Raw genomic sequence first — 25,312 nt, 5'->3', positions numbered from 1 at the left:
CCCATGGAGTGGCAGGCCTGGCTCGGGATCGTCGCGATCGCCATCGCGGTGCTGGCGCTCTCCGTGGCCGCCGTGGTCTGGACGCAGCAGGCCCGGATGCGCCGTCGCGGTCCCCGCCGCGCGGTGGCGCAGAGCGCGGACGCGGCGCCCCGGCTCGCGGTGGTCGTGAACCCGTCGAAGCAGGGTGCCGCGGGCCTCCAGGTCCAGGTGCGCGCGTACTGCAACGCCCACGGCCTGGCCGAGCCGCTCTGGTACGAGACCACGGTGGACGACCCGGGGCAGGGTCCGGCCCGCCGCGCCCTGGCGGACGGCGCCGACATCGTGGTCGCGGCGGGCGGCGACGGGACCGTGCGGGCCGTCGCCGAGACGATGGTCGACTCGGGCACGCCGATGGGCGTGCTCCCCGTCGGCACGGGCAACCTCCTGGCACGCAACCTCGAGCTCCCGCTGACGGGTGTGGACGAGGCGCTCGACATGATCGTGCACGGCCGCACCCGGGCCATCGACGTCGGCTGGCTGCGCGTGACCGAGTTCGCCGACGAGCCCCGCAACGGCGACCACCCCAACCAGCCGGACCACGAGCCCGACACCGAGCGCCGGCACATCTTCCTCGTCATCGCCGGGCTGGGCTTCGACGCGGCGATGGTCGCCAGCGCCGACGCCGGCCTGAAGAAGCGCGTGGGCTGGGTGGCCTACTTCGTGGCCGGACTGTCGCACATGCAGGCCCGGCGCATGCGCGCCACCCTGCAGCTCGACGACAGCGCACCGGTGGAGGCCCGCGCCCGCTCGATCATGGTCGGCAACTGCGGCATGCTCCCGGGCGGCGTGACCCTGCTGCCCGACGCCGTGCTCGACGACGGCGTGCTCGACGTCGCGGCCGTCGACGTCCGCGGCGGAGTGTTCGGCTGGGCCCAGCTCACGCTGGAGATCGCCATGCAGGGGGTGGGGGTGCGCAGCGAGCTGCCGGAGAAGCTCGGCCGCATCGACCACACCAAGGCCCGGCGCGCCCGCATCCGCGTCCCGGCGGGCGAGGAGGCCCAGGTGGACGGCGACCCGCTCGGGCGCGCCGTCGAGATCGACGTGCACGTGCAGGCGGGCGCGCTGCTCGTCCGCGCACCGTGACGCCGCGCGCCATTTACCCTGGGCGGGTGAATCCCCGTTCCGCGCGAGCCCTGACCGTGCCCGTACTCCTGGTCATGCTCATGGCGGCCGTGCTGGGACCGGGCGGTTCGGCGGCGTGGGCCGCACCCGCGTCCGAGACGGTGTCCGGGCCGGTGTCCGGGCCGGTCTCCGTGACGGCGCCGGACCTCGCGGCGGACGAGCAGGCCGAGCCCGCCGCCCCCGTGGTGGTGGTCGGTGTCGCGGGCCTGCGCTGGACCGACGTGTCGCGCAACACCACACCCAACCTCTGGCACATGATCGGCGGCGGCTCCGTCGCGTCGATCAACGTCCGCACCGCGGCGCCCGCGACGTGTCCCCTCGACGCCTGGCTGACGCTGTCCGCGGGCAGCCGCACGGTCTCGGCCGGCAGCGCCGAGCGCGCCGACGCGCCGGACGCCGAGCAGGACGAGCGGTCGCCCGAGGAGCGCGGGGCGACGTCGTGCACCCCGGTGCCCCGGGCGCTGGGTACCGGCGGGTGGGAGCCTGCCGCGGCGACGGTGGACGGCTGGGCCGGGCTCCCGGAGCGCGCGGAGGACGAGCAGGACGAGGCCGACGCCGCCGAGCAGGCCGCCGCCCCCGGCCTCCTCGGTGGCCTGCTGGACGAGGCCGACGCCTGCTCGACGGCCGTCGGGCCCGGCGCGGCCGTGATGCTGGCCCGGGAGAACGGGACGGTGGACCGGTACGTCCCGTCGCTCGACGCCCTGGTCGAGGGCACGGCGCGGGCCGGCGCCGAGCAGGCGGAGGGCGAGGCCGCCGCACCCGGTCCCGCCTGGGGCGAGGTCCTGGCCGAGTGCCCGGTGACCGTGATCGACGCCGGGAGCCTGCCCGAGGGACCGGAACGGGCCGAGGCGCTCGACGCCCTGGACGACACGCTGAGCACCCTGCGCACCGGCCTGCCGTCCGGCACCCGCGTGCTCGTCACGGGCATCGCCGACACCCCGCTCACGCAGCAGGGCCTCCAGGTCGTGGTCGACTGGGTGGTGGACGTCCCCCGCGTGCGGTGGCTGACCTCGGACGCCTCGCGCAGCACCGGGTTCGTCCAGCTCACCGACCTCACGGCGACCGCCGCCGAGGCCGGGGGCGCGCTCCCCGACCCGGCGGCCGAGGAGCCCGGCCTGGCGCCCGTCGTCGAGCAGCAGACGATCGACGGCATGCCCATCGAGGTGGGTGAACCCCGCCGCACGACGGTCGCCCGGACCGTCGAGAACCGCCAGTACATCAACGTGCTGGCCGACACGATCCCCGCGCAGGTCCCGGCCTTCGCGGGCGCGATCGTGCTGTTCCTGCTGGCCGCGGTGCTGGTGCTGGTCCTGCCCCGTCGCACGGGGCGGCCGCGCCGCGAGCCGGGTCCCTACCGCCGGCGCATCGCGCTCGGTGCCGCGCTGCTCGCCGTCTCGGCCCCGGCGGCGGCCAGCCTGGCGACGCTCAGCCGGTGGTGGGTGTGGCCGGCGCCCGAGTTCGGCCTGGCCCTCTCGCTGACGGTGGCCACGGTCGTCGTCGCGCTCACCGTGCGCGGCCTGGCGGGGCTGCTGCCCCCGCTGCCGTGGCGCGACGCCCTGGCGGCGGCGGGCGTCACCTGGCTGGTGTTCACGGTGGACGGGATCACCGGGTTCACGCTGCTGCAGAGGTCCCTGCTGGGGCCGTCCCTCGCGACGGCCGACCGCTTCTACGGGTTCTCCGACGTGGCCTTCGTGCTCTACGCCGTGGCCGGCCTGGTGCTCGCCGCCGGGCTCGCGGCGGCGGTGCTGCGTCGGACCGGAGGCGTGGCCGCCGGGGGCGGCGACCGCCGTCGGCCCGCGCGCCCGGTCTCGGCGGCGGTCGCCGTGGTGGCCGTGGTCGCGCTCGTGACGGTGGGCGTGGACGCCGCGCCGTTCCTGGGTGACCGCCCGCGGGGACTGTTCCTGCTCGTGCCGTTCGCTCTGGTCGCCCTGCTCGTGGCCCGGCCCGGGCTGGTGGCCCGCGTCCGCCTGCTGCGCGGCTGGCTGCCGCAGTCCGCGTCCCGGACGGGGCCGGGGACCGCTCCGCCGGCCCCCGGTCGTGCGGCGGTGCCGGCCACCGCCGCGCCCGTGCGTGGCGTGCCGTCGGCGGTCCTGGGCCTGTCCGGCGCGCTGCTGCTCAGCCTGCTGTTCGCGGCCGCGCTGCTCCCGGTGCCCGGGGCCGACGCCGCCGGCGAGGAGTCCGGCTCGCTCGCCACGGCCGCGCCGATCGTCCCGCCGGGCGGCAGCCTGGTCGTGATCGGCACCGAGGGACTGCGCTGGACCGACGTGAAACCGTCCCCGGACACCGGTCAGGCCCCCGCGCCGACCCTGTACGGGATGCTCACCGACGGCGCCGACGCCGCGGGCCTCACGCTCCCCAACGGCCGCGCGGCGCGCTGCCCGGACAGCGGCTGGCTCAGCCTCTCGGCCGGCCGGCTCACCGAGATCGCCGACGAGCGCGACGCCGACCGTCACTGGATCTGCGACGACATCACCGTGACGCCGGCGCGGGGCGACAGCCCCGCGGTCGTCGACCAGTGGGACCGCCTCACCGAGCTGCAGCGCGGGTCCGGCTACGCCGCGCACCCCGGTACCCTCGGCGAGGCCCTGGCGGACGAGTGCACGACGGCGGTCGGCCCGGGCGCCGCGGTGGCGCTCGCCGGGCGCGACGGCAGCGTCGGCCGGTACTTCGACCTCGACACCGCGGTGGCCGAGGGGTCGGGCGCGTGGGACTGCCCGATCACGTTCGTGGACGCCGGGTCCGCCCTGCTGGACGTCACGGAGCGCGCCGAGCTGGAGAAGCAGCCCGACGGCCGGGACCAGGTGGAGGCGCTGCGCGCTGACCTCGTCTCCGACGTCGACCTCGCCGTGTGGCGCGTCCTGGACGCGGCTCCCGCGGACACGACCGTGCTGGTCATCGACGTCGCGACCGTGCCGGAGCACGCGCTGGAGCTGGGGCTCGCCATGATGCGCCCGTCCGCGGCGAACGAGGGCCTGCCCCGCTACCTGGGCAGCACGGCGACCCGCACGGAGGGCGTGGCCCGGCTGATGGACGTCCCGGCCGCGGTGCTCGACGCCGTCGGCGTGGACCGGCCCGCCGCGATCGACCCGACGCCGCTGGTGCGCGCCGGGGAACGGCCCGCCTCGGCCTGGCTCACCGCCGACGAGCTCGCGGACATGACCGCCCGGGACCACGTGCGCCGTGACGCGTACATCTGGCTGGTGGACGTGCCGTTCTGGGTGGGCCTCGCGCTCGCGGCGGTGTGCTGGTGGGTGCCGTACCGGCGCCGGGCGCGCGGGCTGGGGGACGTACCGTCCGGGTGGCAGCGCGCTGCCGAGGTCTGCGCCACCGCGCTGACCGCGCTCCCGGCCGGCGGCTTCCTGGTGTCCCTCACCGGCTGGTGGCGGTTCGACCTGCCCGTGCTGGCGATCGTGGGCGCCACGGTGCTGGTGACGGCTGCCGTGACGGGGCTGAGCCTGCTCGCGCCGCGCCGTCCGCTCTGGGCGGCACCCGCGGTGGTCGCGGGCATCACGTTCGTGGCGCTCACGATCGACGCCCTGTTCGGGACGCCCCTGAACCGTGCGGCCCCGCTCGGTTCCGCGCCGACGTTCGGCGCGCGCTTCTACGGGTTCGGCAACCCCACGTTCTCGGTCTACGCCGTGGCGGCGATCGCGCTCGCGGCCGCGCTGGCCCAGCTCCTGGTCACACGGGGCCGCCGGGTCCTGGCGACGCTCGCCGTGTCGGTCGTGGGCGTCATCGCCATGGCCGTCGACGTGCTGCCCAACCTGGGCGCCGACCTCGGGGGCGGGCTCGTGCTCGTGCCGGCCTTCGTGGTGGTCGCCACGGCCGCCTCCGGGCTACGGCTCACGTTCTGGCGGTTCACGGGTGTCGCGGCGGCGGGCGTGGGCGTCGTCGCCGTCGTGGGCATCCTCGACTGGTTGCGGCCGCCCGACTCCCGCTCGCACCTCGGACGGTTCGTCGAGCAGGTGGTCACCGGCGAGGCCGTGTCCACCGTGCTGCGCAAGGCCATGTACGCGCTGGGCTCGATCACCGGCGGGCCCGCGATCTGGGTCACGGTCGTGGTGCTCGTGGCGGTCGGCCTGGCCCTGTTCGGCCCCGTGGCCTGGCGCGAGCGGTGGCTGCCCGCCTGGTACACGCGTGCGCAGGAGCGCTGGGAGTTCTTCCGGCCGGCGCTCGTGGCGATGTGGGTGGTGGCCGTGCTGGGCTCGCTCGTGAACGACTTCGGCCTGCGCATCGCGGTGATCGCGCTCATCCCGGCCGTGCCCCTGGTCACGATGGTCGCGCTGCGCACGAAAACTCTGGCACGGCCCCGATAGGCTCGACCCGTGATCGATCTCCGACTTCTGCGCGACAACCCCGACGTCGTCCGCGCGAGCCAGGTGGCCCGCGGCGACGACCCCGACCTCGTGGACGCGGCGCTGGACGCCGACGCCCGTCGCCGCTCCTCCCTGGCGGAGTTCGAGAACCTGCGCGCGGAGCAGAAGTCCCTGGGCAAGAAGGTGGCGCAGGCCCAGGGGGACGAGAAGCAGGCCCTGCTCGCGCACACCAAGCAGCTCGCGCAGGACGTCAAGAGCCACCAGGCCGCCGCCGCGGAGGCGGAGCAGGAGCTCGACCGCGTGCTGTACGCGATCGCGAACGTGATCGAGGGCGCTCCCGCCGGTGGCGAGGAGGACTACATCGAGCTCAAGCAGGTGGGTACGCGGCGCGACTTCGCGGCCGAGGGCTTCGAGCCCAAGGACCACCTCGAGCTGGGCGAGGGCCTGCGTGCGATCGACACCAAGCGCGGTGCGAAGGTGTCGGGCGCCCGGTTCTACTTCCTCACCGGCATCGGCGCGCGGCTGGAGCTCGCGCTGCTGAACATGGCGATGGACCAGGCGGTGCAGGAGGGCTTCACGCCCATGATCACGCCCACCCTCGTCAAGCCCGAGACCATGCAGGGCACCGGCTTCCTGGGCGCCCACGCCGACGAGATCTACCGGCTGGAGAAGGACGACCTGTACCTGGTCGGCACCTCCGAGGTGGCGCTGGCCGGCTACCACAGCGACGAGATCGTCGACCTGGCGGACGGCCCCCTGCGCTACGCCGGGTGGAGCGCCTGCTACCGCCGCGAGGCCGGCTCGGCGGGCCGTGACACGCGCGGGATCATCCGCGTGCACCAGTTCCACAAGGTCGAGATGTTCAGCTACTGCGCCCCCGAGGACGCCGAGGCCGAGCACCAGCGCCTGCTGGGCTGGGAGGAGGCCATGATGGCCAAGGTCGAGCTGCCCTACCGTGTCATCGACACGGCGGCGGGTGACCTGGGCTCGTCGGCGGCCCGCAAGTTCGACTGCGAGGCCTGGCTGCCCACCCAGGAGCGCTGGCTGGAGCTCACCTCGACGTCGAACTGCACCACGTTCCAGGCCCGCCGCCTGGGCGTGCGCGAGCGCACCGAGGACGGCTCGACCCGCAACGTCGCCACGCTGAACGGCACGCTCGGCACCACCCGCTGGATCGTGGCGATCCTCGAGAACCACCAGCAGGCCGACGGCTCGGTCCACGTCCCGGAGGGGCTGCGTCCGTACCTGGGCGGCCTGGAGGTCCTCGAGCCCGCGAAGTGACGCGCGGCGCGCGGTGATCGGCGGCGCCCGCCGCCGATCACCGGACGTTCCACCGATCACCCGGCTCCGGACGGCCGGTGTTCACAGGTCGGTCGGTAGGGTGCGGGTGTGGCTCGCGACTCCGGAACCAAGCTCATCGCCCTCGACATCGACGGCACCCTCGTCACGTACGACGACGTGCTCTCGGACGCCGCGCGCGACGCCGTCGCCGCCGTCCGGGCGGCCGGGCACCACGTGGTGCTGGCGTCCGGCCGGTCGCTCATCGCGATGACGCCGGTCGCCGCGAAGCTCGGGATCGAGGAGTCCTGGATCGTCGCGTCGAACGGCGCGGTCACGGCCCGCCTCGACCCGCGTGCCGAGACGGGCTACGTGCTGGAACGGGTCGAGACCTTCGACCCGGAGCCGGTGCTCCGCATGCTCAAGGAAGAGCTTCCCCACGCGCGGTACGCGGTCGAGGACGTCGGCATCGGCTTCCGGATGACCGAGCTCTTCCCGGAGGGCGAGCTCGACGGCGAGCACCGTGTGGTCGACTTCGAGGACCTGTGGGCGGGGCAGGTCACCCGCGTGGTGGTGCGCAGCCCGGGCGAGACCAGCGCGGAGTTCCACGAGATCGCCGCACGTCTCGGGTTCGACGACGTCACCTACGCCGTCGGCTGGTCCGCGTGGATGGACGTCGCGCCGCAGGGCGTGACCAAGGCGTCGGGCCTGGAGATGGTGCGTGCGGCGCTCGGCGTGGCGCCGCAGGACACGGTCGCGGTGGGCGACGGCAACAACGACATCGACATGCTGCGCTGGGCGGGGCGCGGCGTGGCCATGGGCCACGCGACCGATCCCGTGAAGGCGGCGGCCGACGAGGTGACGGGCTCGATCGACGACGACGGCGCCGTCGCGGTGCTGCGCTCCCTGCTCTGAGCGACGGTCCGGGGCCGCGCTGAGGACCGCTCGAGGCGGGCCGGGAAGATAACGGTTCGGCTGCGGCAAGAAAAACCGGCGGGTCCACGACGCAGGTCAAAGTTATTCGTGCAAAGGTATGGAACCACGGGCGGATGCCTGTACATTTGGGCGCGATCCGTCGAAGGGTGACGGCGCTCACGGTGCCATGGGGGTACGTGATGATCCTGGACGACCAACCGGTGTCCATGCGAGTGCGCAATGACGCGCCTCATCTGGTCGCCCTCGACATCGACGGGACCCTGTTGGTCACCGGGCAGCGGGTGCCCGAGCCGACGGTGCTGGCGGTGCGGCTCGTCCGCAGTCGCAAGCACCACGTGGTCCTCGCGTCGGGACGGTCGTTGACGGGGATCCTGCCGGTGGCCCGGGAGCTCGGCATCACGGACGGGTGGGTGGTCGCCTCCAACGGTGCGGTGACCGCCCGGCTGTGCGCCACCTGCACCAACGGCTACATGCTGGAGGACGTGCTGACGTTCGACGTCGGGCCGGTGGCCCAGATGGCGCTCAGCCGGTTCCCGGACGTGCAGATCGGCGTCGAGGAGATCGGCGTCGGCTACCGCGTGAACCGGCCCTTCGCACCGCACGAGGTCAACGGGGCGCAGCGGGCGGTCACCACCGAGGAGCTGGGCGAGCTGCCCGCCTCGCGTGCGATCCTCCGCGGACCGCACGTGCTGGACCTGCTGGACGCGCTGCGCCGGCACGGCGTGACTGCCACCCCCGCCGGGCCCGACTGGATCGACGTGACGCCGCGCCGGCTCAGCAAGGCGACGTCGCTGGAGAGCGTCCGTACGGTGCTCGGCGTCCCGGCGCACAACACGCTGGCCGTGGGCGACGGCCTGAACGACATCGAGATGCTGAGCTGGGCCGCCCGGTCGGTCGCCATGGGGCACGCGCCGGACGAGGTCAAGGCGATCGCCGACGAGACCGTCGGCGACATCACGCAGCACGGCGTGATCCAGGCCCTGAAGACCCTCCTCTGACCAGCCCCGCCGTCAGCGGGCGGTGAGCACGATCGGGTCGCCGTCCGTGATGGCGATCGTGTGCTCCGAGTGCGCGCCGCGCGAGCCGTCCACCGAGCGCAGCGTCCAGCCGTCGGGGTCGGTGAAGATCTCGTCGGTGGTCTCCAGGAACCACGGTTCGACGGCGATGACCAGGCCCGGCTTGAGCGGGAACCCGCGGCCCGCACGCCCGTTGTTCGGCACGTGCGGGTCGCCGTGCATGGTGCGGCCCACGCCGTGCCCGCCGAAGTCGGTGTTGATCGAGTACCCGGCGGCGTGCGCGACCTCGGCGATGGCGGCGGAGATGTCGCCGATCTTCCTGCCCGGGCGCGCGGCGGCGATGCCCGCCTCGAGTGCGACCTCCGTGGTGCGGATCAGCGTGGCGTCGGCCTCGGCGCGGCCCGGCGCCGGGGTGCCCACCACGAACGACAGCGCGGAGTCGGACACCCAGCCGTTGACGGACGCGGCGAAGTCGATCGACAGCAGGTCGCCGTCCTGCAGCGCGTAGTCGTACGGGAGGCCGTGCAGCACGGCGTCGTTCACGGAGGTGCACAGGGTCTTGCCGAACGGCATGGCGCCGAAGGACGGGTGGTAGTCGATGTAGCACGACTCCGCGCCGCGGTCGCGGATCATCTTGTGCGCGACCTCGTCGAGCTCGAGCAGGTTCACACCCACGCCGGCGGCCTCCCGGACGGCGAGGAGCACGTCCGCGACGAAGCGTCCCGCCGGGCGCATCTCCTCGATCTCGCGCGGCGTCCTCAGCTCGATCATGTCCGTCCTTCCGTCGGTGCACCAGGGTCCTGGCGGGCACAAGCCTACGTCCCGCCGCCGACGGTCAGCCGATTCGTTGCACCGAGCCGACCAGGGGATTCACCCGGCTTGAGCGGCCCGGGTGATTGAAACGGTTTCGTAATGCAAGCCGGTGCTGTATGGGCTTGCATTGGATCGTAAACCACGGTTGCGTTGACGAAGGGCAACCTGGCAGTCTGCCGGGCCGTACCCGCATGTCAGAGGGTTCTGAGCCCACGAAGCAGTGGAGGAGCACGAGATGACTATCCGGAAGGCTTCCAAGCGCCGGGCGATCGCCGTCGCGGCGACCGGCGCGAGCCTGGCCCTGATCCTGTCGGCGTGTGCCGACACCGATGACGGCGGCGGTGACGGTGGTGGCGGCGGCGAGGCGACCGACTACGCGATCGACTGCAGCGCCTTCGACGAGTTCGGAGACCTCGACGGCAAGACGGTCACCGTCTACACGACGATCGTCGAGCCCGAGGCCGAGACCCAGACGAAGTCCTACGAGCCGTTCGAGAAGTGCACCGGCGTGACGGTCGAGTACGAGGCGTCGCGCGAGATGGAGGCGCAGCTCCCGACGCGTGTCCAGGCGGGCAACCCGCCGGACATCGCCATCCTGCCGCAGCCGGGTCTGCTCCAGTCCCTGGTGCGCGACTACGACGCCGTCCTGCCGGCCCCCGAGCAGGTCGAGGCGAACGTCGACGAGGGCTGGGCCCCGGAGTGGAAGGAGTATGGCACGGTCGACGGCACGTTCTACGCCGCGCCGCTGGGCTCCAACGTGAAGTCGTTCGTCTGGTACTCGCCCTCCATGTTCGAGGAGGCCGGCTACGAGGTGCCGACCACCTGGGACGAGATGCTCGAGCTCACCGCCACCATCGCCGAGAACAACGAGGGCGCCACGCGCCCCTGGTGCGCGGGCGTGGAGTCCGGTGACGCCTCCGGCTGGCCGGGCACCGACTGGATCGAGGACACCGTGCTCCGCACCGCGGGCCCGGACGTCTACGACCAGTGGTACACCCACGAGATCCCCTTCAACGACCCGCAGATCGTCGAGGCGTGGGACGCCGCCGGCGAGATCCTCAAGAACCCGGACTACGTGAACGGCGGCCTGGGCGGCGTCGACTCGATCGCCACGGCGACCTGGACCGATGCGGGCTACCCGATCCTGGACGGCAACTGCTGGATGCACCGCGCCGCGAACTTCTACGCGACGCAGTGGCCCGAGGGCACCGAGGTGGCGCCCGACGGCGACGTCTACGCCTTCTACCTGCCGGCCATGACCGAGGACGAGAAGCCGACCCTGGTGGCCGGCGAGTTCATCGGCGCGTTCGACGACCGTCCCGAGGTCGTTGCCTTCCAGACCTACCTGTCGAGCGCGGACTGGGCCAACGCCAAGGCGGCGGCCACCCCGGCCGGCGGCTGGGTGAGCGCCAACAAGGGTCTCGACCCGGAGCTCCTGGCCACGGACTTCGACAAGCTCTCCGCGGAGATCCTGGCCGACCCGGCCACGGTGGCCCGGTTCGACGCGTCCGACCTGATGCCGGCCGCGGTCGGTACGGACACGTTCTGGAGCGGCATCATCGAGTGGTTCGCCAGCGACCAGAGCAGCGAGGAAGTCACCACCGCCATCGAGAACTCCTGGCCGTCGAACTGACGGTCGGCCCTCGAGCATGACGCGCGGAGGCGTGGGACCACGAGTCCCACGCCTCCGCCGTCCTAGGCTGGGGGCCGGCCCAGTCAAGGGAGACCGGACCAGGACAGCGACAGGAGAGAGCCATGGATTGGCTGTTGCACGCGGGGGACGATCCCACGCACAAGTTCTTGCTGATGCTCATCGCGATCGTGCTGTTCGTCGCGATCATGGGCATCATCCTCTTCGTGGTCGACCGACCACGGAACCCGGCCCGCTGGTTCGTCGGCTTCGGCTTCGTGGGGGCGGCCCTGCTGCTGCTCCTGATCGGCCTGGTCTACCCGGCGATCCGGACCATCATCAACTCGGCCATGAACCGCAACAGCACCGAGTTCGTGGGGTTCGACAACTACGTGCGGGCCTTCACCGAGCCACAGTTCCTCGTGGTGCTCGGCAACACCGCGCTGTGGGTGCTCGTCGCGCCGCTGGTGGCCACCTTCTTCGGTCTCGCGTACGCCTACCTGGTCGACAAGAGCCGGTTCGAGTCCATCGCCAAGGGCCTCGTGTTCCTGCCGATGGCCATCTCGATGGTGGGCGCCTCGATCATCTGGAAGTTCGTCTACGAGTACAAGCCCGCCGGCGTGGACCAGACGGGTCTGCTCAACCAGTTCATCGTGTGGCTCGGCGGTGAGCCCCAGCAGTTCCTGATCGGCCGCCCCCTGAACACGTTCCTCATCATGGTGGTGTTCATCTGGATCCAGGCGGGCTTCGCCATGACGCTGCTGTCGGCGTCGATCAAGGCGATCCCCGACGACATCGTCGAGGCCGCGCGGCTCGACGGCGTCTCCGGGTTCGGCATGTTCTGGCGCATCACGATCCCGAGCATCCGGCCCGCCCTGGTCGTGGTGCTCACCACCATCGCGATGACCACGCTCAAGACCTTCGACATCGTGCGCACGATGACGGCGGGCGACTTCGGCACCTCGATCGTGGCCCTGGAGTTCTACAACCAGCGGTTCCGGCAGGGCGACGCCGGACTGAGCGCCGCGCTGGCCGTGATCCTGTTCGTCATCGTCATCCCGGTGATCATCTACAACGTGCGCCAGCAGCGCCTGTCGGAGGAGGTCCGATGAGCACCGTGAAGGCAGACGCCCCCGCGACGGAGGTGCCCCGGTCGGCGTCGGGCATGGGCAACCGCGCCCGCAAGGCGCGCAAGGCGCTGTCGAGCCCGTGGGCGAGCACGCTCGCCATCGTCATCGCGGTCCTGTGGACCGTGCCGACGGTCGGCCTGCTGGTCACCTCGTTCCGGCCCGAGCTCGACGTGCGGCAGAGCGGCTGGTGGACGGTCTTCGGCGACGCCCTCGCGGGAGAGGGCGTCTTCTCGCTGCGCAACTACGAGACGGCGCTGTTCGACGGCTCGACCGACCTGGCCACCTACTTCGTCAACTCGTTCGTGGTCACGCTGCCGGCGGTGTTCATCCCGATCACGGTCGCGCTGCTGGCCGCCTACGGGTTCGCCTGGGTGGACTTCAAGGGGCGCGACTTCCTGTTCATCGCGGTGTTCGCGCTGCAGATCGTGCCCATCCAGATCACCCTGGTGCCCCTGCTCACGGCCTACGTGGACATCGGCATCAACGGCACGTTCTGGGCCATCTGGCTGTCGCACTCGATCTTCGCCCTGCCGCTGGCGATCTTCCTGCTGCACAACTTCATGAAGGACATCCCGAGCTCGCTGGTCGAGGCGGCCCGCATGGACGGCGCCGGCCACGTGCAGGTGTTCTTCCGGGTGGTGCTGCCGCTGCTCACCCCGGCGATCGCGGCCTTCGGCATCTTCCAGTTCCTCTGGGTGTGGAACGACCTGCTGGTCGCCCTGGTCATGGGCAACCTGCGGACGTTCCCGCTCACCGTGCGCGTGGCCGAGCTCGCGGGCTCCCGCGGCGGTGACTGGCACGTGCTGTCCGCGGGCGCGTTCATCTCGCTGATCGTCCCGCTGATCGTGTTCCTGTCGCTGCAGCGCTACTTCGTGCGCGGGCTCCTGGCGGGCGCGGTCAAGGGCTGAGCCTCCGGCTCCGCCCGCCACGAGGCCTGGGCCCCACGCTCCGACGTCGTTCGGGACGTGGTGGCCCGGGCCTCGTCCTTCCTAGGCCGCCGACTCGCGGGACAGCAGGGCCTCCTTGACCGGCAGGCCGTACCGGAACCCGCCCAGCGAACCGTCCGTGCGCAGGATGCGGTGGCACGGCACGAACAGGGCCGCGGCATTCATGGCGCACGCTCCCGCGGCGGCGCGCACCGCGGCGGGCCGCCCGGCACGGGCCGCGTACTCGCTGTAGGTCAGGCGCTCACCCGCCTTCACCTCGCGCAGCACGTCCCACGCGTGCGTCCGGAACGGCCCGCTCGCCTGGCGCACCGGAACCCGCCCGGGCGCCCCGTGGTCGCCGTCGTAGTAGGCGCGGACGGCGTCCGCGGCCTCGGCGAGCACACCGTCCGTGGCCGACGACGGCGCCGGGCGGCTGCCGTCCACGGGCCGCAGCGTGGGGTGCACCAGGGCGAGGAGCGAGTCCAGGTCGTCGGTCCAGCCCGCGGCGAGCACCGCCGCGGGGTCCGGTCCCGGGACGTCGTCCGGCGCCGGGACCGGCGACACGATGATGCTGAACGGGCCGTCGGGGGTGGTCAGGGTTGTCGCGTCCATCGATCTACCTTCCGTTCGAGGTGCCGGACCCGCGGTACCGCATCGGTCCGGCCGGTCATGCGGAGCGCCAGAGATGCATGGCGGCGTACGAGCGCCAGGGCGCCCATGCCGCGCCGCGCCGGGCGAGCTCCTTGAACTGCTGCGGTCGGGGGTCCGCCGCGGAGACCAGGCCGATGGCGCGCGCCCCGGCGAGCAGGGCGACGTCGCCGTCCATGAGCACGTCCGGGTCGCCGAGCACCCGCAGTGCCACGTAGCCGGCCGTCCACGGACCGATCCCGGGCCGGGAGACGAGGCGTCGGCGCAGGTCGTCCGGGTCGTCACCCACGCTGAGGGTCAGGGTGCCGTCCGCGAGGTCCCGGGTCGCCGCGACCACCGTGGCCAGGGTCCGGGCCGGCAGCCGGAGGTAGGTCTCTGCGGCGCTCGGAGCGGCTGCGCCGCCCGGTCCGGTTCCGGTGGTCGTGCCGGCGCGCACCTCGTCGATCCTGGGCGGGCCTGCGATCTGGCCCGGCGTGGGGAACAGCCGGGTGAGCCCCGTGAACGCCGACTCGTACGGCGTCCCGGCCCCCACCGTGAGCCGCGTCAGGTGCGTGCGCGCGGCGGCGACGCTGATCTGCTGGCCCACGATCGCGCGGACCAGCAGCTCCGCGGGGTCGAGCGTGCCGGGCACGCGGATCCCGGGTGTCGCGGCGGCCGACGGCGCGAGCACCGGGTCGGCGGCCAGCGCGGAGTCGACGGCGACCGGGTCGGCGTCGAGGTCGAGCAGCCGCCGCACGCGGGCCACCGCGACCGGGGCGTCCGCCAGGTCGGTCAGCTCCAGGTCCAGCTCCACCCGCCCGGCGCCGGGGTGCGGGACCCGCACCTCCAACGCACCGGGCCCGTGCGGCAGCAGCACGGTGCGGGCGTACCGCAGGGTGCCGTCCAGGTGGGCCGACTCCACCCCGTCGATCGCACGGGCCGCGAGAAACTCCAGCACGCCGCGCGCGTCGAAGGGTTCGCGTACCGGCAGCGTGAGCGAGATCCGCACGGGCTCGCTGCCAGCGCCGCCCACCGCAGGTTCGGTCGCCTGCCCCGACATCGGTCGCCCGGTTGACCGATCTCGAGGCAGACGACCGGTCTCGGCGGCTGATCCGGGGGTGGCCCCAGGTCCCCGGGATGGGGTGGGGCGGGGCAGACGGCGGGAGCGGGCACGGAGCTCCGACGGCGTGGTGCCGAACACCTCGGACACGGTGTCGTTGAACTGCCGGATCGACCCGAAGCCGGCGGCGAAGGCGACGTCGGCCAGGCGCAGGGACGTGCCGACCAGCAGGGCCCGCGCGGTCTGCGCGCGCTGGGCCCGGGCCAGGGCCAGGGGCCCCGCGCCGAGCTCGCCCACCAGCAGCCGGTGGAGCTGCCGCTCCGAGTAGCCCAGCCGCGTGGCCAGCCCGGACACGCCCTCCCGGTCCACCACGCCGTCGGCGACCAGGCGCATCGCGCGGCCCGTGAGGTCGCGCCGCAGGTCCCAGGCGGGTGTGCCGGGGGCGGCCTCGGGCAGGCACCGCTTGCACGCGCGGAAGCCGGCCTCGTGCGCCGCCGCCGACGTGAGGTAGAAGGACACGTTCTCCGCCTTGGGCGTGCGGGCGGGGCACGAGGGCCGGCAGTAGATTCCGGTGGTGCGCACCGCCGTGTAGAACTGGCCGTCGAAGCGGGAGTCGCGCGCGGCGATGGCGCGGTAGCGCTCGGCGAACGCGGGATCGCGGGTGTCGACGTCGGTCATGACCCCCATCCTGCGCCCCGCCCGGACGCCCCGGCTAGCGGGATTCGGACACGGCAGTGAGCGCGGTCAGCCGCGCGTCGAGGCCGGCCCGGACCTCGGGCCACGCGTCGGACAGGATGGAGAAGTAGAGGGTGTCGCCCTCGGAGCCGTCGGGTGCCACGCGGTGTGCGCGCAGCCTGCCCTCCTCCTGGGCGCCCAGCTTGAGGATCGCGGCGCGGGAGCGGGTGTTGCGGGCGTCGCAGCGCAGGGCGACCCGGCGCAGCCCCAGGTCCTCGAAGGCGTGCCGCAGCAGCATCAGCTTGCACGCCGGGTTGGTCACCCCGGCCCACCAGTCGCGGCCGTAGAACGTGGAGCCGATCTCGACGCGGCGCTGCCCCGGGTTGAGCTCGTAGAAGCGGGTGGACCCGCGCACCTCGCCGTCGTGCCCGAGCACCGCGAACGCGAGGTGGTCGGGGGCCGTGACGGCGGCGTCCACGAACGCCTCCATCGCCGAGGTGGTGTCCGGGAGCGGGATGGTCATGCCGGCCCAGAGCCGGTCGTCGACGAGCCCGGCCAGGGCGGGCGCGTGCTCCCGCGTCAGCGGGACGAGGCGGACTCCGTGGGCGGAGAGGCGGAGATCGTGCTGCATGGCGCCATCGGACCACACAACCGGTCCCCCGCGCGGCCCCGTCCCATGCCCGGCGGCCCGCCGAGGTCGGCCCCGGTGGCCCCCCGAGGTCGGGCCCGGTGCCCCCCCGAGGTCGGCACTTGGCCTCGAGGTCGGCACAGGCCTGTGCCGACCTCAAGACAGAGTGCCGACCTCAAGACAGAGTGCCGACCTCAAGACAGAGTGCCGACCTCGACCACCGGATCGGTGCTCACCGCAGGTCGCGGAGGTAGGCCGCCGCGCCGCCGTACCCGGCGGTGCGGCGTTCGTCCAGGGTCGCGATGATCAGCAGCACCCCGCCGGCCGCCGCGAGCGTGAGCATCCACGGCACGGCGGAGATCTCCGTGCCGAGCTGGGACACGAACACGATCAGCACCTCGACCGGCAGCACCCACACGCCCAGCAGGAACGGCGCGGCGAGCCGGCGCCGGGACCCGACGAGCACCCCGGTCAGCGCCACGGCCACCACGAGCACGGCCCGCCACGTCTGCGGGTCGGTGAAGGTGGCGAGCACCGACGGGCCGAGCAGCGCAGCGATGCCCGGCGCCAGGAGCGCCCACGAGCCGGTCCAGTCGACGGGCCAGCCGACCAGGGTGGGCCGCCGGCTGTGCACACCGCCCGGCCCGGCGACCCGCGTGCGGGCCTCCCACTCACCGAGCGCGAAGCAGCCCGCCACCACGAGCCCCACCCCGAGGGGCAGGGAGAACACCTCGACCCGGAGCTCGCGCGGGCTCCAGGCCGCGATCGCCGCGGCCAGCGCGGCCACCCAGACCGCCCAGGCCGGGACACCGGTGCTCAGCCCGCGCAGGAGCCGGCGGGCCACGAGCACCAGCGTGACCAGCAGCGCCACCTCCAGCGTCCAGAGCGTGACGATCGCGCCCCAGTGCGGTTCGGTGTTGGCCACCGCCCCCGCCGTGAGCAGCAGCAGGGCGGGCACGTGGCCGCCCGCGTCGATCGCCCGTCGCAGGCGGCCCGACGGCGTCCCCGACCGCGCGCCGGTCGTCGCGACCAGCGCGAGCCCGCCCGCCGCGCAGGCCCAGGCGAGGCCGGTCGCGAACCGTGCCCCGGCCGTGTCCAGCCCGGAGGCCGCGACCTGCAGGGACTCCACGGCCAGACCCACGGCGCTCAGGAGGGCCGCCCCGGCCAGCAGCGTCCGGGCGCGTGCGGACCAGAGCTCGGACACGAGCGGCCGGCGCCGCAGGGCCACGATCGTGAGCGTCACGACCACCCCGGCCGCCAGCAGTGCCCGGGCGCGCGGGTCGCCCGCGTCGTCCGCGAGGGCGAGCGTGAGGACGCTGGGCACGACCGCGAGCACGAGCCCCGCGGCGGCGAGCCGCCAGCCGTGCTCCCACCGGGCGGTCCCGTCCCCGGAGCGCGCCGCCCGCCGGGCCAGCAGCCCGCCGACCAGCACCGCCGCCACCGCCGGCGGCAGGGTGTAGGCCTCGACGAGCCGGACACCGCCGTCGGCCAGCGCGGTCCAGACCGCCGCCGTGGCGAGGGTGCCGGCGAGCCACCAGACGCGGGTCCGGTCGGATTCGCGCGCCACCACGCCCGCGCCGATCGCGAGGAGCAGCAGCACCGCCACCGCGATGTCCGGACCGGCCGACGGCCGCCCGTAGGCCAGACCGACGGTGATGGCCCCGGTGACGACGGCGCTCAGCTCGAGCACGCCGCGCACCCGGCGTCCGGCGCCCGCGCCGTCGGGCACGCGGCTCGTGAGGGAGCCCGCGACGCGTGGTGCGCCGCCCGCGACCACCGCGACGACCGTCGCGATCACCGGGAGCAGCACCGGCGAGCCGCTGCCGGGCACCAGCATCGCCCCGGCGCTCACGATCGCCACCGCGGCGGTGGGCAGCACGAGGCCCGCGGCGAGCACCCGCACGACCGGGGCCAGGCCGGACCGCCGGGTGAGCAGCAGCACCAGCTCCAGGAGGAGCATCGCGACCGCGCTCCCGGCGGACCACCACGTGCGCTCGGCGACCACCGTGAGCACGCCGAGCACGAAGGGCACGCCCGTGACCCCGAGCACGGCGAACCACTCGCCGCGCGTGACCCGTACGGCGGTCACCGCAGCGGCCGTCAGCGAGGCGGCGGCCGACACGGTGCACACGGCCGCGACCTGGTCCAGCCCGAGCCACCCGAGCCACACACCGCCCACCACCAGGGCGTACGCGTACGCGCCACCCACGAGCCCCGGGCGCGCCGCCGCCGGCAGGGCGCCGCGCGCGGCCAGCACGAGCGGGACGACGACGACCGTCGCGGCGAGCACCGTCGGCCGGCTCTGCCACGAGCCGAGCGTGAGCAGGACCAGCGCGGCACAGGCGCCGGACACGGCCGCACGTCGCCAGGCCGGCGCCTCGGACGCTCCGACGGGTGTGCCGCCGACCCGGGGCAGGAGCCCGGACGCACGTCGCAGGCCGGCGACAGCCGAGCGCACGGCGACGACGGCGGGGCGCAGCACCGGCCACGCCCGATCCGGCCGCGTGGCGGCGGCGAGCAGCAGCGCGGCGGCGACGGCGAGCAGCACGAGCGACGCCGCGCCGTCGATCCCGGGGTGCAGGGACGTGACGAGGACCAGCAGGAGCGTGGTCCAGGGGGCCAGGGCGCGAGCGCTCCGTACGACGGCGGGGACACGGCCGGGCGAGGTGCCCGCCGCCGGTCCCAGCCGGGAGGCGGTCAGCACCAGCACGGTGAGCACGACCAGTCCCAGCAGGCTCGGTCCGGCGAGCCCGGCGGCGAGGAAGCCACCGCCCAGCGGGCCGGCGTCCAGGCGTGGTGCGGGGTCCGCCTCCAGCGCCACGAGCAGCACCCCGACCAGGCGCGGCCACGCGGCCCAGGCGGCGGGAACCGCCGCGAGCACCGCGACGAGCCAGGACGCGAGCAGCAGGTCGGCGCGCGTCCGCGCGGCGGGGACGACCGGGCGTGCGCGCACCGCGACCAGGACCGCCAGGACGACGACGAGCGCCGCCCAGGCCACTCCGGCGGCGGCGGGCAGGATCCACAGGAGGCCGGCCCCGTCGCCGGTCGCGAGGAACAGCGCGGGGGCGGTGCCGAGCGCACCGGCCGTGAAGGTCCACCAGCGGCGGTGGGTGCCCCGTCGGAGCACCGCGGCGACGACGGCCGTGACGGCGAGCAGCACGGCGGTCGCTGCGTCGCCCGGCAGGGCCGCGAGCACGGCGGAAGGGGGCACCAGCAGGGCGGCACCGACCGCCACCGCGATCGCCAGGACCTGTGTCGCCTCGAGCAGCAGCAGCTCCGTGCGCAGCGCCGAGCCGACACGCGGTCCGGTGGTCTGCGCCGCCGCGGGCCCCGCCAGCGTGGCCAGCCCCACGAGGAGCGCACCGGCGCCCACGGCCCAGGCGAGGTCCACCGTGGCGGGCAGCGCGAGCGCCGCGGGGAACGCGGTGATCGGGGCCGTGACCAGGCCGGTCGAGACCCACGCCCGCACGCGCAGCACGTGACCGAGCACGACCGCCCCGACCGACACCGCCGCCCACCACGCGGCGAACCACAGCGCGGCGAGGCCGGGCACGTCCGCGACGGCGTACAGCGCGGCGGGCACGGCCACGGTGCGGACCACGCTCAGCAGCCGCGTCTCCCACCGGGCCGCTCCCAGGCCGAGGCGCTCGGCCACCCGGCCCTGTACGACGGTGCCGGCGTGCGCGATCAGCGCCACGGCGCCGACAGCGGGGATCCAGGCCCAGGTGAGGCGGCCGCCACCGGTCAGGCCGGCGGCGAGCAGCAGCGGCACCAACGGTGCGGAGAGCGTCCCGGCAGCCGTCCACGAGCGGATCCGCAGCCGCCCGCCGACCGCCACGAGCGCCGGGGCGACCAGCGCGAGCAGCCCCGCCCGGGCGAGGTGCGCGGTGGCGCCCTCGACCGCCCCGGCCTGCAGGCCCAGCTCGGCGCACACCCAGGTCAGCGCGACGGCAAGGGTGGCGACCGCCTCGGCGGACGACCGCAGGCCGGCCCGGCGCATCACCGCCGCCGCCACCACGGCGGCCGCCGTGACCAGCAGGGTCGCGACCGTGCGGAGCACGAGCTGGTCGGCGAGCGTGAAGAAGACGAACACCACGGCCGAGACCGCCAGGAGCGCGGCGCCCACCCCCGCGAGGATCGGCTGGAGGGCCACGGCGCGCCGGGGCGCGGACGTCGTGCCGCTCGCCGGGGAGGCTCCGGCCGTGCCCGGGGTGGCACCCGTCGGGCCGGTGCCCGAGCCGCCGTGCGGAGAATCGGCCAGGGTGCCCGCCGGGACGCCCGCCGCGCCGGGCACGGTCTCGGCCGCCGCGCCGCCCGCCACCCCGGCCGCCGCGCCGTAGTCCGCCTCGGCCGCCGTGCCCCGGACGGCCTCGGACGCCGTCCCACCCCGGGCCGGCGCCCCGCCGTCGGCCCGCCGGGCGAACCGCGCGGCGGCGGGTTGCTCGGCCCGCATCTCGTCGAGGATCCGCTGGCGGTCCCGGATCGCCCGCTCGGCGGCGAGCGACGCCGTGTACAGCTCGATCCCGCGCGGGCCGCGGAGGTCGAGCGCGCAGTGCCCGCACAGGCCGCTGTCCAGGACGGTGCCGCACGCGGGGCAGGTGCGGGTGTCGGGCAGGCGCCGTAGCGCGTGACTGACCCACGTCTCTTCCATGAGCGAAAGCCTGGCGGAGCGGTCCCGTTCAGGGGTTCGCGGCGCGCGTGTAACTGGTCACGGTTTCATGCCGAATGTGTGTTTCGTCGGTCAGGTGTTCGCGTCCAGCCAGTCGAGCACCGTGGTCAGGTACTTCTCGCGTGCCGGCCGCGGGGAGAGGGCCAGGTCGTGCGCTCCGCCCTCGATGACGGCCACGTCGACGGCGTCGCCGAGCCGTGGTGCGCGGGCATGCATGTGCGCCACGTCGAGCACGGTGTCGGTGCTGAGCATCGCCGCGGCCTCGCCACGGTCCGGGCCCGTCCGGTCGCTGGTGCACAGCAGCGTCGGGCACTCCACGGGCAGCCCGCGACCGATCTCGCGGTGCCCCCGCCGGATGGCGGCGAGCCATCCGGCCCGGACCGGGAAGCCGTCGTACGGCTTCCAGCGCAGGTCGTACTCCCACTCGCCGCCGGTGGCGTGGTGCAGGGCACGGCCGTAGTCCCCGCCCAGGTGACTGACGACGGTACGCGGCGCGAACCGGGCGAGCGCGTACACCAGCTGGGTGGCCAGGGTGCGGTCGGACCAGCTCCCGCGCAGGTCGAACCAAGGGCTGTTCAGCACCAGGGCGGTCACCCGGCCGGGTCGCGCGTGCGCGTACCGCGCGGTGACGAGCCCACCGGTCGAGTGGCCCAGGAGCACGAGGCCGGTGTGGCCGTCCGCGGCGACCGCGTCGGCGGCGGCGTCGAGGTCCTGCTGGTAGAGGTCCAGGTCGTCCACCATGTTGGGGTCGCCGCCCGAGGCCGTCCACGCGTCGATCGACCGCCCGTGACCCCGCAGGTCGACGGCGTAGAACGGGTAGCCCCGCGCCGCGACGGCCTCGGCGAGGTGACGCTGGAAGAAGTAGTCGGCGAACCCGTGCACGTACAGGACGGGCGGGCGGCCGGCGCGCGGCGTCCCCTCGGGGACGTACCGGACCAGCGTCGCCTCCGCGCCGCCGTCCCCCGTCCTTCGCCGGGCGGCGCGTCCACGGGGACGGCCGGTGGGTGCGGGCAGGTGCAGCGTCCGGGCCTCGTAACCCGCGCCCAGCACGTCCTCGGTCCAGCCGCCCGCGGTCCGGTTCTTCTCGGTGTCGTCCACGTCGCTCCTGTGCGTCGTGCCGCGCACGTCGCACGGCCCGCCGACCATATCGGCAACGGGCCCGCGGGTCGCCCGCTGCGTCGGCACCCGGTGCGGGGTCGTCGGGCGCGGCCGGGTCAGAACCCGGGCGGGAAGCTCGGCGGCCGGTTCGGGTCCGGCGGGGTCGTCTGCTCCTGCGGGTGCCCCGGGACGCCGCCGTACGGGACGGACGCACCCGGGTACGGCCCCGGCGCACCCCGGTGCGTCGGGGGCGCTGCCCCGTACGGCGGTGCAGCGGGTCCGGCTCCGTACGTCGGGGCAGCGGGCCCGGCTCCGTACGTCGGGGCAGCGGGCCCGGCTCCGTACGTCGGGGCAGCAGGCCCGGCCCCGTACGGTGCGGGCCCGGCCCCGTGCTGCCCGGCCACCGGGCCGTACGGGCCGGGCACCTGTGCGTAGGCCGGGGCGCCCTCCGGGGGGCGGCGGTCCCGGACCCGGAGCATGGCCTGCCATACGATCACGCCGATGAGCAGCAGGATGACCAGGCCGCTCAGCCCGAGCACGAGGACCATCCACTCGGGCACCACGGGGAGCGTCACCACCTCGGCGGCCCCGCTCGCCGCGGCGGGATCCTCCCGTTCCGGGCCGACGGCGGAGCCGCGCGCGTGGATCTCGACCGTCTCGCCCACGGCAGGTTCCCAGCGCACCGTGTTCCCGTCGGCCGTGCCGTTCGACGTGCGCACCTCGCCCGGGAAGGTCACGTCGACGGTGAAGCTGAGGTTCTCGACGGACGCGGCGCCCCGGCTCCCGAGGCCCTCCTCGGTGAGGTCGAGGGTGCCCGACACGAGGTAGTCGTCGCCCTCGCGGACCACCGTGATGGGCCAGCCCACCTGGGCGCCGACCGTGCCGATACCCGTCTCCGGGTAGACGTAGCGGGTGCCCGTGTAGCCGTCCTGCCGGAAGTCCTCGGTGCGCGCCGCGTCCTGGGCCGGGTCCTCCTGGTCCCGGGTCAGCGTGTCGATGACGTCGTCGGGGGACTGGCCGGTGCGGTCCAGGTACCGGTCCTCGACCGCGAGCACCACGCTCGACGACGCCGCGTCGCCCGGCCTCAGGTCCAGCTCCACGCCCATGCGCACGCACCCCGACAGAGTCAGGGTCAGTACGGCGAGGGCGGCGAGGGCACCGACGCGGCGAGGAGGGATCACCGGGACAGCATGACGGCCCACTGCCCCTCTGGAAAAGCCTGATCGAGGGGAGTTGTCCCCATGTGCGGGACGTGGGGTATCGGGTAGGGGTCAGGCCGCGGCCGGCGCGGTGAGCGCGGCCGTCCGGCGGCGCTCCTGGCGCAGGGCCGGCAGGAAGCAGAGCGCACCGAGGGTGCTCAGCGCCCCGGCCAGCACCATGGCGGCCTGCGTCGAGAGCAGGTCGGCCACCCAGCCGAGCGTCGGGCCGGCGACCGAGAAGGCGGCGAACGCGAGCATCGAGGCCATCGACAGCACGGTCGACCGGTTCCGCGACTCCGCCTCCCGGTGCAGCAGCGCCTGGTAGGCCGGTCCGCAGGCACCGTGCAGGCCGTAGGTCACCAGGTAGGCGGCGATCAGCCCGGCGGGGCCGAGCGCGAGCCCCATCCACACCGCCCCGAGCCCGTTGAGCACGCGCGCGAGGATGGCCGTGCGCGCCACGCCGAGGCGGGGTGTGGCGAGGCCGGTCAGTGCGGCCCCGGCCGCGAACACCGCCCATCCGGCGGCAGCCGCAGGGCCGGAGACCGCGGCCCCGGCGGCGGTGCCGCCCAGCAGCTCGGACAGGCGGATCGGCTGGAACGTCTCGAACACGACCATCCCGATGCTCCAGAACACCTCGACGAGCAGCAGGTAGCGCAGCACCCGGTTGTCCCGCGCGAGGCGCAGCCCGTCACGGACGGCGCCGGGCGCGCCGCGCGCGGAGTCCAGCGCGCGGCGCGCCCCGGCCCAGCGGCCCGACGGCGGCAGCGCCGGCGCCGTGCCGGGGCCGGCCGAGCCGTCCTCCACCACGTCGTCCGCCGCCCCGCCGTCCTCCACCGCGGTGGCGGCGGACGGCGGCGTCAGCGGGCGCGGCGCCTCCCGGACCAGGAGCGCGACGGCGACCAGGTGCACCACCGCGAGCCCGGCGTACACCGCGTAGGGGAGCGCCAGCGCGGACCACGCGCCGAAGGGGTGCCACCAGACGAGCACGCCCGAGACCAGCGCGCCGGCGGCGATCGACCCGCCCAGCACGGTGCTGTGCGCGGCGAGGGACCGGTCGACGTCGGCGCCCGGCTCGGTCGCGTGCACGGTGTCGACGAACCAGGCCTCCAGCGGCCCGGAGTCGAGCGCCCGGAAGACGCCGGTGACCGCTGCGGCGAGGGCGAAGGCCCAGAAGGTCTGCGCCGTGAGGAACAGGACCGCGGCGAGCACCTGCATGGCGGCCGCCGCGACCAGCAGCGGGCGCCGGCCGAGCGCGTCGGAGAGACCGCCGGTGGGCAGCTCCAGGAGGAAGACCGTGAGCCCGGTGACCGACAGCGCCGTGAGGGTCTGGGTGACCGGCAGCCCTCGTTCGATGGGCAGCAGCGTGGTCACGGTGACGACCAGCCCGACGGGGAACCACCGGGTCAGCGTCAGCAGCAGGAAGATCCGGCGGGCGCGGGCCGGGGTCAGCGGGGTCACGAGCGTTCCTGTCCGGGAGTGGTGCCGTCGGGCACGGCGTCGTCCTGGCCGGTGGGGACGGCGTCGGCGTCCAGGGGGTAGAGGGCGTGCCAGAAGGTGACGCGCCGCGCGCCCGGGCCGGGTTCGGCGGCGCGGTACCGCTCGAAGAGGTCGTGCAGCTCGGCGCGCAGGGCCTGGAGCTGCTCCGGGTTGGCGGTGACCCAGGTGTCGCCCATGCCGGTCGCGTCCTGCCAGTCGTCGGGCCACGTCTCGGCCACGTCGAGCCAGTGGCCGAACTCGGTGCTGAACAGGCGCAGGTAGTCGCGCTCCAGCCAGCCCAGCGCGGTGGCGGCGTCCTCGTCGTGCGCCAGCTCGGTGCGCTCCCAGCTGTGGGAGCTCGTGGCGGCCCGCCAGAGGCGCTGCTTGCCGGCTCCCTCGCCCGTGTCCGTGACGAGGCCCACGGACTCCAGCTTGCGCAGGTGGTAGCTCGTGGCGCCCGAGTTGGTGCTCAGGGTCGTCGCGAGCGTGGTCGCCGTGGCCGGGCCGCCGCGGCGCAGCGCGCCGAGCAGGCGCGACCGCAGCGGGTGCGCGAGGACCTTGACGGCCTCGGGGGTGAGGCGGAAGTCGTCGTCGTGAGTGGCCATGCGTGCACGATAAGCGTGCACAGTCTCTGTGCACAAGAGTCGTGCACAAAAAGTGTGCACGTAGGGCGG

17 protein-coding genes are annotated in these 25,312 nt (G+C 74.6%); 8 read left to right on the top strand and 9 right to left on the bottom strand.

Translation table 11 applies throughout. The features are described from left to right. Positions 1-3 precede the first annotated feature (3 nt). From ACO229_RS20815 to ACO229_RS20795, 5 genes are all read left to right on the top strand, one after another. Positions 4-1,122, top strand: coding sequence for a diacylglycerol/lipid kinase family protein (locus ACO229_RS20815; protein ID WP_397416367.1), 1,119 nt, complete (start codon positions 4-6; stop codon positions 1,120-1,122). Between the two features lie 26 nt (positions 1,123-1,148). Next, the gene (locus tag ACO229_RS20810; protein WP_423462657.1) at positions 1,149-5,477 is read left to right on the top strand and encodes a hypothetical protein; all 4,329 of its coding nucleotides are present in this window, start codon (positions 1,149-1,151) and stop codon (positions 5,475-5,477) included. A gap of 9 nt (positions 5,478-5,486) precedes the next feature. Continuing rightward, positions 5,487-6,758 carry a serine--tRNA ligase gene (serS, locus tag ACO229_RS20805; RefSeq protein WP_423462656.1) on the top strand — a complete coding sequence of 424 codons (1,272 nt, stop codon included), beginning with the start codon at positions 5,487-5,489 and terminating at the stop codon, positions 6,756-6,758. A gap of 108 nt (positions 6,759-6,866) precedes the next feature. Continuing rightward, positions 6,867-7,670 carry an HAD family hydrolase gene (locus ACO229_RS20800; protein ID WP_423462655.1) on the top strand — a complete coding sequence of 268 codons (804 nt, stop codon included), beginning with the start codon at positions 6,867-6,869 and terminating at the stop codon, positions 7,668-7,670. Between the two features lie 227 nt (positions 7,671-7,897). Then, entirely contained in the window at positions 7,898-8,689 is a 792-nt protein-coding gene (locus ACO229_RS20795) for an HAD family hydrolase (RefSeq protein WP_423462654.1), read from the top strand. A gap of 12 nt (positions 8,690-8,701) precedes the next feature. Here ACO229_RS20795 and map read toward each other — a convergent pair whose 3' ends face one another. Continuing rightward, positions 8,702-9,478, bottom strand: coding sequence for a type I methionyl aminopeptidase (gene map / locus ACO229_RS20790; protein ID WP_423462653.1), 777 nt, complete (start codon positions 9,476-9,478; stop codon positions 8,702-8,704). Between the two features lie 277 nt (positions 9,479-9,755). Between map and ACO229_RS20785 the strand changes: the two genes are divergently transcribed. The 3 genes from ACO229_RS20785 (at position 9,756) to ACO229_RS20775 (ending at position 13,188) form a co-directional block, all read left to right on the top strand. Next, positions 9,756-11,153, top strand: coding sequence for an ABC transporter substrate-binding protein (locus ACO229_RS20785; protein WP_423462652.1), 1,398 nt, complete (start codon positions 9,756-9,758; stop codon positions 11,151-11,153). 122 nt (positions 11,154-11,275) lie between these two features. Beyond that, on the top strand, positions 11,276-12,262 hold the full coding sequence (locus ACO229_RS20780) for a carbohydrate ABC transporter permease (RefSeq protein WP_397429394.1): 987 nt from the start codon (positions 11,276-11,278) through the stop codon (positions 12,260-12,262). Continuing rightward, positions 12,259-13,188 (top strand): carbohydrate ABC transporter permease, encoded by a 930-nt coding sequence (locus tag ACO229_RS20775; RefSeq protein WP_397416384.1) that lies wholly within the window; start codon positions 12,259-12,261, stop codon positions 13,186-13,188. Before ACO229_RS20780 ends, ACO229_RS20775 begins: the two co-directional genes overlap by 4 nt. A gap of 81 nt (positions 13,189-13,269) precedes the next feature. On the opposite strand, the gene ACO229_RS20770 is transcribed toward ACO229_RS20775, so the two are convergent. The 8 genes from ACO229_RS20770 to ACO229_RS20735 form a co-directional block, all read right to left on the bottom strand. Beyond that, on the bottom strand, positions 13,270-13,818 hold the full coding sequence (locus ACO229_RS20770) for a methylated-DNA--[protein]-cysteine S-methyltransferase (protein ID WP_397429395.1): 549 nt from the start codon (positions 13,816-13,818) through the stop codon (positions 13,270-13,272). 55 nt (positions 13,819-13,873) lie between these two features. After that, entirely contained in the window at positions 13,874-15,571 is a 1,698-nt protein-coding gene (locus ACO229_RS20765) for an AlkA N-terminal domain-containing protein (RefSeq protein ID WP_423462651.1), read from the bottom strand. Positions 15,572-15,605: 34 nt separating this feature from the next. Continuing rightward, on the bottom strand, positions 15,606-16,199 hold the full coding sequence (locus tag ACO229_RS20760; RefSeq protein ID WP_423462650.1) for a GNAT family N-acetyltransferase: 594 nt from the start codon (positions 16,197-16,199) through the stop codon (positions 15,606-15,608). Positions 16,200-16,428: 229 nt separating this feature from the next. Continuing rightward, the gene (locus ACO229_RS20755) at positions 16,429-20,847 is read right to left on the bottom strand and encodes an SCO7613 C-terminal domain-containing membrane protein (protein WP_423462649.1); all 4,419 of its coding nucleotides are present in this window, start codon (positions 20,845-20,847) and stop codon (positions 16,429-16,431) included. Positions 20,848-20,937: 90 nt separating this feature from the next. Further along, a complete protein-coding gene (locus ACO229_RS20750) occupies positions 20,938-21,963 on the bottom strand; it encodes an alpha/beta hydrolase (protein ID WP_423462648.1) in 1,026 nt (341 codons plus the stop codon). Between the two features lie 116 nt (positions 21,964-22,079). Then, positions 22,080-23,144 (bottom strand): LppM family (lipo)protein, encoded by a 1,065-nt coding sequence (locus ACO229_RS20745; protein WP_423462647.1) that lies wholly within the window; start codon positions 23,142-23,144, stop codon positions 22,080-22,082. Between the two features lie 90 nt (positions 23,145-23,234). Next, on the bottom strand, positions 23,235-24,620 hold the full coding sequence (locus ACO229_RS20740) for an MFS transporter (protein ID WP_423462646.1): 1,386 nt from the start codon (positions 24,618-24,620) through the stop codon (positions 23,235-23,237). After that, entirely contained in the window at positions 24,617-25,243 is a 627-nt protein-coding gene (locus ACO229_RS20735) for a winged helix-turn-helix domain-containing protein (RefSeq protein WP_423462645.1), read from the bottom strand. Before ACO229_RS20735 ends, ACO229_RS20740 begins: the two co-directional genes overlap by 4 nt. Between the last annotated feature and the right edge of the window lie 69 nt (positions 25,244-25,312).

This window comes from Promicromonospora sp. MS192 (assembly GCF_049532985.1).
In the GTDB taxonomy this organism is placed as follows: Bacteria; Actinomycetota; Actinomycetes; order Actinomycetales; family Cellulomonadaceae; genus Promicromonospora.
The sequence above is the reverse complement of the archived record's forward strand: the minus strand, read 5'-3'. Positions and strand labels throughout refer to the sequence as shown.